The organism is Pseudomonas fakonensis, from assembly GCF_019139895.1.
Taxonomy (GTDB): domain Bacteria; phylum Pseudomonadota; class Gammaproteobacteria; order Pseudomonadales; family Pseudomonadaceae; genus Aquipseudomonas; species Aquipseudomonas fakonensis.
This window is the reverse complement of record NZ_CP077076.1, coordinates 92973-109353: the sequence shown is the minus strand read 5'-3', so window position 1 is coordinate 109353 and position 16381 is coordinate 92973. Positions and strand designations below refer to the sequence as shown.

14 protein-coding genes are annotated in these 16381 nt (G+C 64.9%); 12 read left to right on the top strand and 2 right to left on the bottom strand.

The features are described from left to right. The first annotated feature begins 38 nt into the window (after positions 1-38). Both KSS94_RS00520 and KSS94_RS00515 read left to right on the top strand, forming a co-directional pair. The gene (locus KSS94_RS00520) at positions 39-359 is read left to right on the top strand and encodes a DUF2388 domain-containing protein (protein ID WP_217841178.1); all 321 of its coding nucleotides are present in this window, start codon (positions 39-41) and stop codon (positions 357-359) included. Beyond that, positions 356-2314, top strand: a complete 1959-nt coding sequence (locus KSS94_RS00515) for a DUF7844 domain-containing protein (protein WP_217841177.1) — start codon at positions 356-358, stop codon at positions 2312-2314. Before KSS94_RS00520 ends, KSS94_RS00515 begins: the two co-directional genes overlap by 4 nt. A gap of 96 nt (positions 2315-2410) precedes the next feature. Here the strand turns inward: KSS94_RS00515 and KSS94_RS00510 are convergent, their stop codons facing one another. After that, entirely contained in the window at positions 2411-2812 is a 402-nt protein-coding gene (locus KSS94_RS00510; protein WP_217841176.1) for a GFA family protein, read from the bottom strand. A 265-nt stretch (positions 2813-3077) separates the two neighbouring features. Here KSS94_RS00510 and KSS94_RS00505 point away from each other — a divergent pair, with 265 nt between their 5' ends. From KSS94_RS00505 to KSS94_RS00460, 10 genes are all read left to right on the top strand, one after another. Further along, entirely contained in the window at positions 3078-4385 is a 1308-nt protein-coding gene (locus KSS94_RS00505; RefSeq protein WP_217841175.1) for a CitMHS family transporter, read from the top strand. Between the two features lie 72 nt (positions 4386-4457). After that, the gene (locus KSS94_RS00500) at positions 4458-5228 is read left to right on the top strand and encodes a TerC family protein (RefSeq protein ID WP_217841174.1); all 771 of its coding nucleotides are present in this window, start codon (positions 4458-4460) and stop codon (positions 5226-5228) included. A gap of 112 nt (positions 5229-5340) precedes the next feature. Next, positions 5341-6759: an IS1182 family transposase gene (locus KSS94_RS00495; RefSeq protein ID WP_217840929.1), complete on the top strand. Its 1419-nt coding sequence runs from the start codon at positions 5341-5343 to the stop codon at positions 6757-6759. Positions 6760-7118: 359 nt separating this feature from the next. Then, positions 7119-8777, top strand: coding sequence for a Na/Pi cotransporter family protein (locus tag KSS94_RS00490; protein WP_217841173.1), 1659 nt, complete (start codon positions 7119-7121; stop codon positions 8775-8777). Between the two features lie 30 nt (positions 8778-8807). Continuing rightward, positions 8808-10190 (top strand): M16 family metallopeptidase, encoded by a 1383-nt coding sequence (locus tag KSS94_RS00485; protein ID WP_217841172.1) that lies wholly within the window; start codon positions 8808-8810, stop codon positions 10188-10190. 144 nt (positions 10191-10334) lie between these two features. Next, on the top strand, positions 10335-11357 hold the full coding sequence (locus tag KSS94_RS00480; protein ID WP_217841171.1) for a DUF5924 family protein: 1023 nt from the start codon (positions 10335-10337) through the stop codon (positions 11355-11357). Positions 11358-11672: 315 nt separating this feature from the next. Beyond that, the gene (locus tag KSS94_RS00475) at positions 11673-12791 is read left to right on the top strand and encodes an ABC transporter permease (RefSeq protein WP_217841170.1); all 1119 of its coding nucleotides are present in this window, start codon (positions 11673-11675) and stop codon (positions 12789-12791) included. Next, positions 12788-13573, top strand: coding sequence for an ABC transporter ATP-binding protein (locus tag KSS94_RS00470; protein WP_217841169.1), 786 nt, complete (start codon positions 12788-12790; stop codon positions 13571-13573). Before KSS94_RS00475 ends, KSS94_RS00470 begins: the two co-directional genes overlap by 4 nt. A gap of 3 nt (positions 13574-13576) precedes the next feature. Next, the gene (locus tag KSS94_RS00465; RefSeq protein WP_217841168.1) at positions 13577-14515 is read left to right on the top strand and encodes an MlaD family protein; all 939 of its coding nucleotides are present in this window, start codon (positions 13577-13579) and stop codon (positions 14513-14515) included. Continuing rightward, a complete protein-coding gene (locus tag KSS94_RS00460; RefSeq protein WP_217841167.1) occupies positions 14512-15135 on the top strand; it encodes an ABC-type transport auxiliary lipoprotein family protein in 624 nt (207 codons plus the stop codon). Before KSS94_RS00465 ends, KSS94_RS00460 begins: the two co-directional genes overlap by 4 nt. Here the strand turns inward: KSS94_RS00460 and KSS94_RS00455 are convergent. Then, positions 15117-16346 carry a nucleoside recognition domain-containing protein gene (locus tag KSS94_RS00455; protein ID WP_217841166.1) on the bottom strand — a complete coding sequence of 410 codons (1230 nt, stop codon included), beginning with the start codon at positions 16344-16346 and terminating at the stop codon, positions 15117-15119. The genes KSS94_RS00460 and KSS94_RS00455 overlap by 19 nt on opposite strands. Positions 16347-16381 lie beyond the last annotated feature (35 nt).

Here is a 16381-nt window from a genome sequence, read left to right as displayed (position 1 = left end):
ACACCCCCTGACTCCTTTGTATCTTCTGGAGATGCTCCATGCGTAAACCGCTGATCGCCGCTGCCCTCGGCATGCTTGTACTGGCCGACATGGCCCAGGCCCATACCCTGGTGGCCACCAGCAACATCATCGTCCGCGCCTCTGGCCGTTCGATCGATTTCACCTCCGACACCACCACCTCGATCCGTGACTCGAAAGTGGTCCGCGATGCCCACGACGACGCTGCCAGCTTCGTCGCCAGCAACGGCGACATCCGTGGCGCCCAGCTTGAGGCCGCGTTCAAGGCCCTGCGCACGCAGCTGCCTGAGGCGCGCGATGCCAGCGACCAGGTACTGGCCGAAGCCATCCTGTCGCTGTGAGGCGCGTGCGTGCCTGGCTGCTCGGCTGCGTCCTGACGCTGCTCGGCACGCCCGCCCTGGCCGACCTGCAGCTGGTGCTGCAGGCTGACGGCCTGGACCAAGCCCAGCAACACGCCACCCAACAGTTGCTTGACGAAGCCATGGCCAAGCTGCCACCGCGCTTCAAGCAGCAACTCGACCGCCAGGTGCTGGTCAGCTGGACCGGGCACATGCCCGAGGACGCCTACGGCCAGGCCACGCCGGTATCCACCCTCGACCTCAATCGCCGCCTGTTGCCGGGGCTGGTGGACGGCAGCGACCGCGTTGATAAGACCAACCGCCCCCACGGCACCGTGCACGAAGAACTGCTGGCCACCGTACTGCACGAACTCACCCACATTTACGACCGTGCCCGCCTGTGGCCCAACGCCGAGCGCCAGCTGATCAGCCGCTGCAAGCGCCAGCAGGGCGCCCTGGGCAAGGTCGGCCTGCCCAGTGACTGCCGTGGCCAGGCCGAACGCCGCTTCACCCTGAGCGACGACCCGCGCCTGCTCGACCTCGCCGGCTGGCCGCAATATGTTGGCCGGCGTGGCGAGCGCGAACAACACAACGGCCAGCTGGTACGCAGCCCCGACCCCTACGAGCTGAGCAGCCCGAAGGAGTTCATCGCGGTCAACATGGAGTACTTCCTCCTCGACCCCAGCTACGCCTGCCGTCGCCCGGCGCTCAACCACTACCTGCGCGAGCACTTCGGCTGGGCGCCACAGCAAAGCGCCTGCGAGAAGAGCCTGCCGTTCCTCAACGCCGGCAACGACTTCGCCCGCCAGCCGCTGGGCGAGATCGACCCCGAGCGGGTCTACGAGGTGGACTACCTGCTGGCCGAAGCCAACCAGAACTGGGTCAGCCGCTGGGGCCACAGCATGCTGCGCCTGGTGATCTGCGCCCCTGGCCGGCCGCGCGGCCCCGACTGCCGCCTGGACCTCGACCAGAGCCTGGTGCTGTCATACCGCGCCTTCGTCAATGACGTGCAACTGTCCAGTTGGGACGGCCTGACCGGCGCCTACCCGTCACGGCTGTTCGTGCTGCCGCTGGGCCAGGTAATCGACGAATACACCAAGACCGAGCTGCGCAGCCTGGCCTCGGTACCGCTCAAGCTCAGCCGCGACGAAATCGAAAACCTGGTGCGCCAGGCCGCCGAAATGCACTGGAGCTACGACGGCAACTACTACTTCCTGTCCAACAACTGCGCGGTGGAATCGCTCAAGCTGCTGCGCAGCGGCACCGGCAACCCGCGCCTGAACGACCTCGACGCGATCATGCCCAACGGGCTGCTGGAAGTGCTCAAGGGCCGCGGCCTGGCCGACACCAGCGTGCTCGACGACCCGCGCGAAGCGCTGCGCCTGGGTTATCGCTTCGACTCTTACCGCGACCGCTACCAGGCCATGTTCGAGGTGCTGAAAAAGCAGCTGCCGGTGAAGCAGACCCACGTCGAAGACTGGCTGGCCCTGGACGCCGAACAGCGCCGCCCGTGGTTCGAGCGTGCCGACCTGCGCACCAGCGCGGCGTTGTTGCTGCTGGAGCAGGCCGGCCTGCGCCGCCAGTTGCTGCTGGCCCAGGACGAGGTGAAGCAGCGCTACCTCAACGAGCGGGCAATCAAGGACGGCAGTTTCGACAAGGCCAACGAGACGCTGCAGGCGATGCTCGCCAACAGCGGCTTCCTCAGCCGCCCGGCAGAGCTGCTGGGGGCAGGGGGCTACGGCCTGCCGCAGCCCGAAGAGCGCAAGCAGCTGGAGCAGGTAAGCAGCGAGCGCCAGGCGCAACTGCTGAGCCTTAGCACCACGCTGGACCAGCAGGTGAGGGCGCTGCTGGGGCCGGAGCGGGGCAGGGAGATCAAGGCCGTGGAGGCCAACATCAAGCAGGTGGGCGAGCACCTGCGCAAGCTGCACAAGGCCGCAGGCGGGTTGCAGTTGCCCTGAGGGCCCCATCGCCGGCAAGCCGGCTCCTACAGGATTGCACGGCCCCCTGTAGGAGCCGGCTTGCCGGCGATAGGGCCCTCAAAACCTCCACACCAGCTAAAGCCGTTCCTCATCCTCCTCCGGCAACCCCTCATCCACCCGCATCCACGGCAAGCGGCTGCCCACCCAGATATGCCGGTTGGCCGGCACCCGCTCGGGGTGGTCCAGGGTCGCCACCGTCACATCCACGGTATCCGGGCTGTGAGTAGTCACCAGCACCACATGCGCCCCGCAACCGCCACAGAAATACCGGCTGCAGCTGTCGGGTGCCACATAGCGCTGCGCAGACCCCGCCAGCCACTCGAAGTCTTTCAATGCCACGCTCACCCAGGTCACCAAAGTCCCGCGGCTGACCCGCCGGCAAATCGAACAATGGCAATGCGCGACATCACTCAAATCGCCCCGCAACCGGTACCGTAGAGCGCCGCAATGGCACCCGCCCGTCACTTCATCCGTCATCCGCACGACCTCTTGTCGCCTCGCCACAGGCGAAAGCTGGCTGAAAGCTTGCCCGCATAGGATAGCGCCACTACCGGCGTCAGACCGGTCAGCCAGGGCACCCGGAACCTTCCGCGCCCGGCCCATCCAACAACAACAATGGTGATACTGATGTTTTCCCGTGCCCGCATGTCTGCAAGCCCCCTCCCGTTACTCCCCGCGCAGCGCCTGACGCGCTGATCCGCCCGAATCGTCTTCCCTTTCGCGCCACGCCTGGAGTACCGCCATGCTGACCTTCCTCGGCTTTGCCATGGTCATCACCTTCATGTACCTGATCATGACCAAGCGCCTGTCGGCCTTGATCGCGCTGATTCTGGTACCGATTCTGTTCGCCCTGTTCGGCGGCTTCTACAGCGACATCGGCCCGATGATGCTGCAAGGCATCAGCAAACTCGCGCCCACCGGCGTGATGCTGATGTTCGCCATCCTGTACTTCGCCCTGATGATCGACTCCGGCCTGTTCGACCCGGCCGTGCGCAAGATCCTCAAGCTGGTCAAGGGCGACCCGCTGAAAGTCTCGGTCGGCACCGCCGTGCTGGCCCTGGTGGTGTCCCTCGACGGTGACGGCGCCACCACCTACATGATCTGCTGCGCCGCCATGCTGCCGCTGTACAGCCGCTTAGGCATGAGCCCGCGAATCATGGCCGGCCTGATCATCCTGGCCGGCGGGGTGATGAACATGACCCCCTGGGGCGGCCCCACCGCCCGTGCCGCCAGCGCCCTGCACGTCGACCCGTCGGACATTTTCGTGCCGATGATCCCGGCCATGGCCTTCGGCGTGCTGGCAATCCTCGCCATCGCCTACTGGTACGGCCTGCGCGAACGCGCCCGGCTGGGTGAGCTGCACCTGCCCACCGACGACATCGACCACAGTGAAATCAGCGTGTCGCAGTTCCCTGAAGCGCGTCGCCCCAAGCTGATCTGGTTCAACGGCGCCCTGACCGCCGCGCTGATGGTGGCGCTGATCGCCGGCGTCCTGCCGCTGCCGGTGCTGTTCATGATCGCCTTCAGCATCGCGATGATCGTCAACTACCCCTGCCTGCAGCAGCAAAAAGACCGCATCGCTGCCCACGCCTCCAGCGTGCTGGCGGTCAGCGGGCTGATCTTCGCGGCCGGTATTTTCACCGGCATCCTGTCGGGTACCGGCATGGTCGAGGCCATGTCCAAGAGCCTGCTGGCAGTGATTCCCGAGGCGTTCGGCCCGTACATGGCGGTGATCACCGCCATCGTCAGCATGCCGTTCACCTTCTTCATGTCCAACGACGCCTTCTACTACGGCGTGCTGCCGGTGCTGGCCGATTTTGCCAGCCACTACGGCGTCACCCCCGTAGAGATGGCCCGCGCCTCGATCGTCGGCCAACCGGTGCATCTGCTCAGCCCGCTGGTACCCTCCACCTACCTGCTGGTGGCCCTGGCCGGCATCGAGTTCGGCGACCACCAACGCTTCACCCTCAAGTGGGCAGTGCTGGTGTGCCTGTGCATAATGCTCGCCGCGCTGGTTCTTGGGACTTTCCCGTTGTTCAGCAGTCTCTGATACAAACGCTCACGCAAACCGCCAGGCGCCTACACTTTAGGTGCCTGGCCTTCACCGCTCGAAGGAATACACATGGAATGGCTGACCAGCCCGGAAATCTGGGTTGCCTTTTTTACCCTCACGGCCCTTGAGATCGTGCTCGGGATCGACAACATCATCATGATCTCGATCCTGGTCAGCCGCATGCCCAAGCACATGCAGCCGCGCACGCGGATCTTCGGCCTGGCCCTGGCCATGGTCACGCGCATCCTGCTGCTGCTGTCGATCACCTGGGTCATGCGCCTCACCGACGACCTGTTCCAGGTATTCGGCCAAGGTATTTCCGGGCGCGATCTGATCCTGTTCTTCGGCGGCCTGTTCCTGCTGTGGAAAAGCTCGCAAGAGATCTACCACGGCCTGGAAGGCGAGGACGAAAGCAGCGACGAGCCCAAGGGCGCCGGCGGCAAGTTCTTCTACACCATCATCCAGATCGCCATCATCGACATCGTGTTCTCCCTGGACTCGGTGATCACCGCAGTGGGCATGGTGTCCCACGTGCCAGTGATGATCGCCGCGATCATCGTCGCGGTACTGGTGATGATGCTCTGCGCCGGCACCATCAGCGACTTCATCGACAAGCACCCGTCGCTGAAGATGCTTGCGCTTTCGTTCCTGATCGTCGTCGGTACCGTGCTGATCGCCGAATCTTTCGATGTGCATGTACCCAAAGGCTACGTCTACTTCGCCATGGCCTTCTCGCTGGCGGTGGAGGCGATCAACATTCGCATGCGCACGGCAAAGGCGCGAAAAGAGGGCCTGGAACACGACCCGGTGAAACTGCGCAAGGACATTCCGGGTCAATAAACCCGGGAGCGCGGTAGAAAAAGGGCCCTTCGCAGACTGTGTGAAAACCTAGCAATCTGCCCGGCCCTTTAAGAGAATGCTCCGTATCGAAAGATACGGAGCATTTTTCGTTATGGCCTACATCCAGGGAGAATCCCGCAGCCAGACCAGTCTGTTCCCGGTCTCGCTGGAAGAGCTGATCCCCGAGGATCACCTCGTTCGTGTCATCGACCTGTATGTCGCTAGGCTGGATCTGGCGCAGCTAGGTTTCGACAAGGCCCAGCCCAAGGCCACTGGGCGCCCCGCCTACGACCCCGCCGACCAGCTCAAGCTTTATCTCTATGGCTATTTTCAGCGCATCCGTTCATCGCGGCGTCTGGAAGCCGAGTGCCAGCGCAACATCGAAGTGATGTGGTTGATCAACCGACTCAAACCTGACTTCAAGACCATCGCTGACTTCCGCAAGAACAACAAAGCTGCTTTCGTTACGACGTGCCGGGCCTTTGTGCAGTTCTGCCGAACTGCCGGTTTGATTGCCGGTGACCTGGTTGCCATCGACGGGAGCAAGTTTCAGGCGGTCGCTTCCGCGCGACGCCAGTTGAACTTGAATCAACTCAAGCGCCAAGACGAGAAGCTGGATAAGCGGATCGCCCAATACCTGGCTGAGTTGGATGCCGCTGACCAGTCTGAGGGCGAGCAAGTAATAGATCGCACTGCGATCAAAGCGGCCCTGGCGAAGCTTGAGGCAAAGCAGCAAGACAACCGCACTTGTCAGGCCTTGATGGAATCGATGGGGCTGGAGCAATTCAACACGCACGAAAGCGATGCCCGAATGATGCGCACGCCAAAAGGAGCGCGTGTTTCCTATAACGTGCAGACCGCCGTTGACGCAGAACACTGCCTGATTTTGCATCACGAGGTGACGCAAGAAGGCGATGATCGCAAGCAGCTTGAACCCATGGCTAAAGCGGCCAAGGCTGAACTGGGGCAGGAAGCGCTGACCGTGACAGCCGATATGGGCTACTCGAATGGCCAGCAGTTCCAGGCATGTGAGGAAGCCTCCATTACCGCGTACGTGCCGCCAAACCGAACCTCGAACCCAGGCGGCGAGGCATTATTCGAGCGCAAGGACTTTACCTACGACGCCGAACAGGATCGGTACCAGTGCCCGGCAGGTCAGTGGCTAACGCTAAAGCAGCGCTACAAGGGCGATCGGATCTACCAGGCGGCGATCAGTGATTGCGCCGGGTGCGCGCTGAAAGCCCAATGCACGACGGCCAAGCGCCGCTATGTCTCGCGTCACGCTCAAGAGGAAGCCTTTGAGCGCATGGCGCAGCGGATGCAGCTGCATCCAGAGATGATGGAGCGGCGTAGATCCATCGTGGAGCACCCGTTTGGTAATCTCAAACAATGGCTATTTGGAAACGGGCGCTTCTTGCTGCGACAACTCGAAGGCACAAGAGCTGAAATGGCTCTCGCTGTGACCGCTTACAACCTCAAGCGAGCGATCAGCGTCCTGAGTGCCAAGCAAATGATGCAAATGATGGGCTGAAGAGCCTTTTTCAGCACAAAAACAAACGCCCCGAACAAGTCGGGGCGTTTGGTCTGGGGCCTGTCAGTGTGTTTTCACACAGTCTGTTCGGGGCCCTTTTTGGTTTTTGCCTGTTCCGGCCTCATCGCCGGCAAGCCGGCTCTTACAAGGTTGCGCCGTTCCCTGTAGGAGCCGGCTTGCCGGCGATAGGGCCAGCAAATGTTTCAAAAGCATTTCGGCCATGCCAAGCTGGCAGCCACCACGCAAACCAACTAAAGCTTCAGTGAGCCCTGCAAACAACCAACGCCCACCCCCGGGCCAGGCTCACCGCGTCACCCATTGGCCCCGCACAGGGGCATAGAACAAAAGGGGGCCTGACCATGCTGACCTTGCTCAACCTGCTCTCCGCCGTGGCCTTGCTGGTGTGGGGCACGCACATCGTGCGCACCGGCATCCTGCGGGTGTACGGCTCGAACCTGCGCCGGGTGCTCAGCCAGAACATGAACAAACGCCCGCTGGCGTTCATCGCCGGCATCGTCGTCACCGCCGTGGTGCAAAGCAGCAACGCCACCGCCATGCTGGTCACCTCGTTCGTCGGCCAGGGGCTGATGGTCATGACCCCGGCCTTGGCGATCATGCTGGGCGCCGACGTGGGTACCGCGCTGATGGCCCGGGTGCTGACCTTCGACCTGTCCTGGCTGTCGCCGCTGCTTCTGTTCATCGGGGTGATCTTCTTCCTCTCGCGCAAGCAGACGCGCATCGGCCAGATGGGTCGGGTGGCCATCGGCCTGGGGTTGATCATCCTGGCCTTGCAGTTGATCGTGCAGGCGGCGGCGCCGATCACCCACGCGCAAGGGGTGAAGGTGCTGTTCGCCTCGCTGACCGGCGACATCCTGCTCGATGCCCTGGTGGGCGCATTGTTCGCCATGATCTCGTACTCCAGCCTGGCCGCCGTGCTGCTCACCGCCACCCTGGCCGGGGCCGAGGTCATCAGCCTGCCAGTGGCCATCGGCCTGGTGGTCGGCGCCAACATCGGCAGTGGCCTTTTGGCCTTCATCAGCACCAGCATGCAGAACACCGCCGGGCGCCGCGTGGCCCTGGGCAGCCTGTTGTACAAGCTGATCGGCCTGCTGCTGATCATCCCGGTGCTGCACCCGCTGGTGGAGTGGATGGACAGCCTGAGCTTCAGCCCGCAGGAACTGGTAATCGGCTTCCACCTGCTCTACAACACCCTGCGTTGCCTGATCATGCTGCCCACCGTGACCTTCATGGGCCGCCTGTGCGACACCCTGCTGCCCGACCGCGAGCACGGCAACGGCCAGGTCAAACCACGCCACCTCGACGCCTCGGCGCTGGCCACCCCCAGCCTGGCCCTGGCCAACGCCGCCCGCGAAACCCTGCGCCTGGGCGATCTGGTCGACAGCCTGCTCGAAGCCATGCTCGGCGCCCTGCGCGGCAGCCACACCGCCATGCCACAGCAGGTACGCGCCCTGGCCGAGGACGCCGAAGCGCTGTACAGCGCCATCAAACTGTACCTGGCGCAAATGCCCCGCGAAGACCTGAGCGAAGCGGAAAACCGCCGCTGGGCCGAAACCATCGAGCTGGCCATCAACCTCAAGCTTGCCTGCGACCTGATCGAGCGCATGCTGCGCAAGGTGCAGCAGCAAAAGACCTCTCAGCGCCGCGAGTTCTCCCAGGTAGGGCTCGAAGAGCTCACCGGCCTGCAGGAGCAGTTGCTGTCCAACCTGCGCCTGGGGCTTTCGGTGTTCCTCAGCGCCGACCCCGAAAGCGCGCAGTTGCTGCTGCGCGAGAAACGCCGCTTCCGCGCCCAGGAACGGCGCCTGGCCCACGCCCATGTCAGCCGCCTGCAACGTAAAGTGGTGCAGAGTATCGAGACCAGTTCGCTACACTTGGAGCTGATTGCCGACATGAAGCGGTTGAACTCTTTGTTCTGCAGCAGTGCCTATGTGGTACTGGGCGGTACCGACACCGGCGGGCTGATGCTCGACAGCGTGCCGGACGAAGCCCGCCAGCCGTAAACACACGCACCCGGAGACCGAAGCTCGCCCATGCGTTGCCTGATGTTCGTTTGCCTGCTGATCCTGAGCCTGCCCAGCCATGCCCTCGACCGTTCGCGGGTGGAGGGCTACCTGCTGCCCAACGGCCTGCAGGTGATCCTCAAGTCCGGCTATGAGCGCGACCATGTGTCGATCCGCCTGGTGGTCGGCGTGGGCCTGGATGACTTCGACTGCAACCAGCGCGAGCTGCCGCACCTACTCGAGCACCTGCTGTTCAGCGGCATCGACGAAACCGGCGAGGGCGGCCTGGAGGAGCGCCTGCAGGCCCTGGGCGGGGAGTGGAACGCCTTCACCAGCAGCGCCGACACCACCTTCGTGATCGAGGCCCCGGCGCGCAACCAGCGCAAGGTCCTCGACCTGCTGCTGGCCCTGCTGCGCGACACCCGCATCGACGCCAAGGCCCTGGCCACCGCCAAGCGCATCATCGAACGCGAGGACGGCGGCCACTATGGCCACCTGCAGCGCTGGCTCGACCGCCAGCAGGTCGGCCACCCGGCCAGCGACCAGCTGGCCATCGAGCTGGGCCTCAAATGTGAAGAGCGCTCCGACCTCGAAGACATGACCCTTGAACAGGTGCAACAGCTGCGCGAGCACTGGTACGCCGCCAACAACATGACCTTGATCGTGGTCGGCGGCCTCGACCGCCTGCTACCGGCCTACCTGGAGCGCACCTTTGCCGAGCTGCCGGCCAGCGAGCCCGAGGAGCGGCGCAACCTCGAGAGCATCAGCCGCCAGGCCGAGCAGCGCCGCGACCTGATCCGCGGCTGGCTGGGCGACAGCGTCAAGCTGCACTGGCTGTTCGTCGAGCCGACGCTTGAAGACGGCCACGACCAAACCCTGGAGCTGCTCTCGCGCTACCTGGACTGGGCCCTGTACGACCAGCTGCGCCTGCGCCACGGCCTGTCCTACGGCCCCTCGGCGCAGCGCGAGAGCTTTGGTGACAGCGGTCTGCTCAGCCTCAATGCCGACCTTGAGCGTGACGACCTCGACGCCGCGGTGAAGGTGCTGGAACAGCTGTTCGAGCACCTGCGCAAGCATGGCCTGGACCCGGACACCTTCGCCCGCATCAAGGAAGCCGCCATCGCCCGGGAGAGCTGGAGCACCCAGGGCAACACGGCGCTGGCCGACTACTACTGGGGGGCGCTCAACGCCTATGACAACGGCCGCTTCAGCGACCCGGTGCGCCAGCTGCGCCAGGTCAGCCTCAAGCAAGCCGACGCGGCGCTGCAGCAACTGCTGAAAGAACCGGGCTACCTGCGCATCGAAAAGCCGCTGCTGGGCTATGACGAGCTGTACGGGCTGGTTGCGCTGCTGCTGGGGCTGATCGCCGCCGCCGGGCTGATCCGCTGGCGCCGCGCTACACGTCAGCACTGATTCGGCGGTATCCTGTGCCGGCCTTTTCGCGGGTAAACCCGCTCCCACAGGGACCGCGCATGCCCGCAGGCCGCAATTGACCTGTAGGAGCGGGTTTACCCGCGAAGAGGCCGGTACAGCCCTCACATTTTCTGTTGCAGACCCATGCCCCCAATCCCCAATTTCGTCCTGCGCCTGATCGAACTGCTCAAGCGCTACCCCGGCATCATCGCGCTCGGCGGCTTTCTTTCCGGTATCGGCAGCTTCATCCTGGTCGACCGCCAGGCGGGCCTGGCCAGCTGGATCGCCATCCTCATGCTGGTCAGCTGGGTCTGGCTGATGCTGGAGAACACCTTGACCGGCCTGTTCGCCCGCACCTTCAAGCGCGAGATCCCGCAGCCGCTGCTGCGCTACGCCACGCAGATGATCCACCAGGAAAGCCTGTTCTTCGTCCTGCCGTTCTTCTTCATCACCACCACCTGGAACAGCGGCCAGCTGATTTTCACTGGCCTGTTGGCCGGCGCCGGGCTGGTGTCGATCATCGACCCGCTGTACTACAAGTGGCTGGCCCCGCGGCGCTGGCTGTTCCTTGCGCTGCACACCCTGACCCTGTTCGCAGCGATGCTCACCGCGCTGCCGATCATCCTGCACCTGACCACCGCGCAAAGCTTCAAGCTGGCGCTGATCGCAGCCATGGTGCTGTCGTTCCCAAGCCTTGCCAGCAGCTTCCCGATTCGCACCTGGCGGCGCGGCGTGGCGCTGGTGCTGGTAACCCTGGCGGTGGGCGGCGGCGGCTGGCTGCTGCGCTCCTGGGTACCGCCGGCCACCCTGTGGCTGACCGATGTGGCGGTAAGCACCGAGGTGATCAACCGCCAGCCGGGTGAATCGCTGGACGAGGTGCCCGCCAGCCGCATCCGCAACGGCGGGCTGTACGCCTATACCTCGATCAACGCGCCGCGCGGCCTGGACGAGCGCATCTACCACGTGTGGCAGCTGGACGGCAAAGAAGTCGACCGCATCGCCCTGGACATCCACGGTGGGCGTAAAGAGGGCTACCGGGCCTGGACCCACAAGCAGAACTTCCCGCCCAACCCGGTGGGCAAGTGGCAGGTGCGGGTGCTGACCGAAGATGGCCAAGTGATCGGCGTGCTGCGCTTCAAGGTGGTCGAGGACGTACCGGCCGGTTGATTCGGCGCCCCCTGATGATCCAGAAGCTGGTGTGATCCCTGTGGGAAGCGGCCTTGTGTCGCGATGGGGCGCGCAGCGGCCCCAATATCTCGGCTTCATGCAACATTGCCGGGGCCGCTGCGCGCCCCATCGCGACACAAGGCCGCTTCCCACAGGGCGTGGTGATTTCCTACAGGTAAAGCGCTGGCCTGAAGCTTGCGCGATCCATGTAGGAGCCGGCTTGCCGGCGATGAGGCCAGCACATTTTCAACAAACCCCGGCCACCCCGCTGCGCTATGATCTGCCTCTATGCCATTCGTCAGATGCAGGGAGCCTATGACCGCCCCGAGCGCCACCCTGGACCACCAGCAGCAGCCCACCCGCCTGCGCATCGCCGGTGACTGGACCCTGGCCCACTACGCCAGCCTCAAGCGCGAATGCGAGCGCCTTGAGTACCAGGCCGACACCCAGGTCGACCTCAGCCAACTCGGGCGCCTCGACACCGCCGGCGCCTCGCTGCTGGCCGAACTGCTCGGGGCCGAGCGCCTGTCGCGCTGCACCAGCGACCTGCCCGAAGCCAGCCGCGCGCTGCTGCACAACGTCTACAGCTCGGTGCAGAACTACTGCATCCCGGTCAAACAACCCGAACGCCCAGTGCTGATCCAACTGCTGGCACGCATCGGCTGCGCCGTCGACACCCTGTGGCAAGACACCAAACAGGTACTGGGTTTCATCGGCCTGATCCTGCAAACCCTGTTCGTGCGGGCCTTCCAGCCCAGCCGCTGGCGGCTCACCCCTGTGGTCGCCCACCTTGAACAGACCGGCCTGGACGCCGCCCCCATCGTCGCCCTGCTGACCTTCCTGGTGGGCGCCGTGGTGGCCTTCCTCGGTGCCACGGTGCTGGCCGCCTTCGGTGCGACCATCTTCACCGTCGACCTGGTGGCGTTCTCGTTCCTGCGCGAATTCGCCGTGCTGCTGACCGCCATCCTCATGGCCGGGCGCACCGCCAGTGCGTTCACCGCGCAGATCGGTTCGATGAAGGCCAACGAAGAGATCGACGCCATCCGCACCCTGGGCCTGAACCCCATCGAGCTGCTGGTGGTGCCACGGGTGCTGGCGCTGCTGATCGCCCTGCCGCTGCTGACCTTCGTCGCGATGATCTGCGGCATCGTCGGCGGCGCCGTGGTGTGCGCGCTGTCACTGGGCATCACCCCGGCCATGTTCCTGTCGCTGCTGCAAAGCGACATCGGCGTGCAGCACTTTCTGGTGGGCCTGGCCAAGGCGCCGTTTTTCGCCTTTCTGATCGCCGCCATCGGCTGCCTGGAGGGCTTCAAGGTCAGTGGCAGCGCCGAATCGGTCGGCGCCCACACCACCTCTGCCGTGGTCCAGTCGATTTTCGTGGTCATCGTGCTGGACGCGGTGGCCGCGCTGTTCTTCATGGAGATGGGCTGGTGAGCGAAGCTGTGATCGAGGCCCGCGGCCTGTGCAACCGTTTCGGCAGCCAGAGCGTGCACGAAAACCTCGACCTGGACCTGTACCGCGGCGAAATCCTCGCCGTGGTCGGCGGCTCGGGCAGCGGCAAATCGGTGCTGCTGCGCAGCATCATCGGCCTGCGCCAGCCCAACGAGGGCCAGGTGAAGGTGTTCGGCCAGGACCTGGCCGGGGCCAGCGAGCAGCAGCGTTCGCTGATCGAGCGGCGCTTCGGCGTACTGTTTCAGAAGGGCGCGCTGTTCTCGTCGCTGACCGTCACCGAAAACGTCGCCCTGCCGCTGATCGAGCACGCCGGCCTGTCGCGGGCCGACGCCGAGCACCTGGCCGGGGTCAAGCTGGCCCTGGCGGGGCTGCCGATCAGCGCCGCCGACAAGTACCCCGCCTCGCTGTCCGGCGGCATGATCAAACGCGCCGCCCTGGCCCGAGCCCTGGCCCTGGACCCGGACATCCTGTTCCTCGACGAGCCCACCGCAGGCCTGGACCCGATCGGCGCCGCCGCCTTCGACCAGCTGATCCTCACCCTGCGCGACGCCCTGGGCCTGTCGGTGTTCCTGATCACCCACGACCTGGACACCCTCTATACCATCACCGACCGGGTGGCGGTGCTGTCGCAGAAGAAAGTGCTGGTGGCCGGCCCCTTGAGCGAAGTCGAGCAAACCGACGACGCCTGGATTCACGAATACTTTCACGGCCCGCGCGGCCGGGCGGCCGAAAACGCCGCCCTGCGCGCCCGCCAGGAGTGCTGAACGATGGAAACCCGAGCTCACCATGTATTGATCGGCCTGGTCACCGTGCTGGTGGTGGCCGGCGCCATGCTGTTCGGCCTGTGGCTGACCAAGTCCAGCGTCGACGATGCTTTCAAGGATTACGAAGTGGTGTTCAACGAGGCGGTGTCGGGCCTGTCCCGGGGCAGCCCGGTGCAGTACAACGGCATCAAGGTGGGTGATGTCAGCAGCCTGCGCCTCGACCCGCAGGACCCGCGCCGAGTACTGGCCCGGGTGCGCCTGAGCGGTGACACGCCGGTAAAAGAAGACACCCAGGCCAAGCTGACCCTGGCCGGGGTCACCGGCAACTCGTTCATCCAGCTCAGCGGCGGCACACCACAAAGCTCCGAGCTCAAGGGCAAGGACGGCAAGCTGCCGATCATCATCGCCTCACCCTCGCCGATTTCACGCCTGCTCAACGACAGCAGCGACCTGGTGACCAACATCAACCTGCTGCTGCACAACGCCAACCAGATGTTCTCCGAAAGCAACGTCGAGCACCTGAGCAACACCCTGGCCAACCTCGACCAGACCACCGGCGCCTTCGCCAGCAAGAAGGGCGGCATCGCCGATACCTTGGCGCAGTTGTCCGAAGTCGGTCGCCAGGCCAACGCCACCCTGGCCGAAACCCAGGCCTTGATGAAAAACGCCAACGGCCTGCTGGGCAGCCAAGGCAAGCAGGCCATCGGCAGCGCCGAGCAGGCCATGCAGTCACTGGCCGAAAGCGCAGCCACCCTGAACAGCCTGCTGCAGGACAACCGCCAGTCGATCGACGATGGCGCCCAGGGCCTGAACCAGGTGGCCCCGGCCATCCGCGAGCTGCGTGAAACCCTCAATTCGCTCAAGGGTATCTCCCGGCGCCTGGAGGCCGACCCCAGCGGCTACCTGCTGGGCCGCGACAACAACAAGGAGTTCCAGCCATGACCCGCTCGCTGCGCCTGGCCGCACTCACCGCCACCCTGAGCCTGGCCTCGGCCTGCTCGATCCTGCCGCAGAGCGCGCCGGTGGATATCTATCGCCTGCCGGCCAGCCAGGCCACAGGCAACGCTGCGCCGGTGGGCTGGTCGCTGCGCCTGAACAAACCGCTGGCCAGCGAAGCGCTGGCCGGGCCACGCATTGCAGTGATCCCCCAGGGTGACGTAATCAGCAGCTACCAGGGCGCACGCTGGAGCGACCCGGCGCCGCAACTGCTGCGCAACCGCCTGCTCGATGGCTTCCAGCGTGACGGCCGGGTGCAGCGGCTGAGCGCCGACGACAGCAACCTACAGGCCGACTACGAGCTGGGCGGGGAGTTGCAGGCGTTCCAGAGCGAATACCGCTCGGGCCAGCAGGTGGAGGTGGTGATCCGCTACGATGCCCGCCTGGTGCAGGGGCGCAGCCAGCGCATTCTGGCCAGCAAGCGCTTCGAGGTGCGCCAGCCGTTGTCAGGCACCCAGGTGCCGGCGGTGGTCAGCGGCTTCGGCGCAGCCAGCGATCAGCTGACCCGCCAGGTGATCGACTGGAGCGTTAGCCAGGCCAGCCAGGCTCAGGCAAAGAACCAGTAGCAGACGAAGATCGCCGCCACCACGCCGGAGAACTCCGCCAGCAAGGCGCAACCCACGGCGTGGCGCACCCGCTGGATACCCACCGCGCCGAAGTACACCGCCAGCACGTAGAAGGTGGTCTCGGTGCTGCCCTGGATGGTCGCAGCCACCAGCGCCGGGAAGCTGTCCACGCCATGCACCTGCATGGTTTCGATCAGCATGGCCCGCGCGGCGCTGCCGGAGAACGGCTTGACCAGCGCTGTGGGCAGGCCCTCGACGAAGCGGGTATCCAGGCCAAGCCAGCTCACCGCATGGCGAATGCCGTCCAGGGCCAGCTCCAGGGCGCCCGAGGCGCGCAGCACGCCCACCGCCACCAGCATGGCCACCAGGTATGGCAGCAGCCCCTTGGCCACGTCGAAACCTTCCTTGGCGCCTTCGACGAAGGCTTCGTACACCTTCACCCGCTTCAGCGCGCCAATCAGCAAAAACAGCATGATCACGCCGAACAGCGTCAGGTTGCCGAGGATCGACGACAGGCCGGACAGGGCCGCCGACGACAGCGTGCCGAGAAACGCCATGAAGCCACCCAGCAGTAGCGCACCGGGGATCATGTAGGCCAGCACCACCGGGTCCCACAGGCGCAGGCGCTGCATCACCGCCACCGACAGCAGGCCCACCAGGGTCGACACGCTGGTGGCCAGTAGAATGGGCAGGAACACCAGGGTCGGGTCGGCGGCGCCCTGCTGGGCGCGGTACATGAAGATGGTCACCGGCAGCAGGGTCAGCGACGAGGCGTTCAGTACCAGGAACAGGATTTGCGCGTTGCTCGCCGTAGTGCTGCTGGGGTTGAGCTCCTGCAGGGCGCGCATGGCCTTCAGCCCGATCGGCGTGGCGGCGTTGTCCAGGCCCAGGCCGTTGGCAGCGAAGTTCATGGTGATCAGGCCCAGGGCCGGGTGGCCGCGCGGCACTTCAGGCATCAGGCGGGCGAACAGTGGCCCGAGCACCTTGGCCAGCCATTCGACGATGCCGGCCTTCTCGGCGATTTTGAGAAAGCCCAGCCACAGGGTCAGGGTGCCGAACAGCAGCACCATGACCTCGACCGACAGCTTGGCCATGGCAAAGATGCTCACGACCATGGCGGCGAAGATTTCGGCGTTGCCGCCCACCAGCCATTGCGCCAGGGCAGAGATCGCCGCTACCGCGAAAAAGCCGAGCCAGAGGCCGTTGAGCATCCTGAATTCCCCTGTGAAAAATGCCCGAATGATAG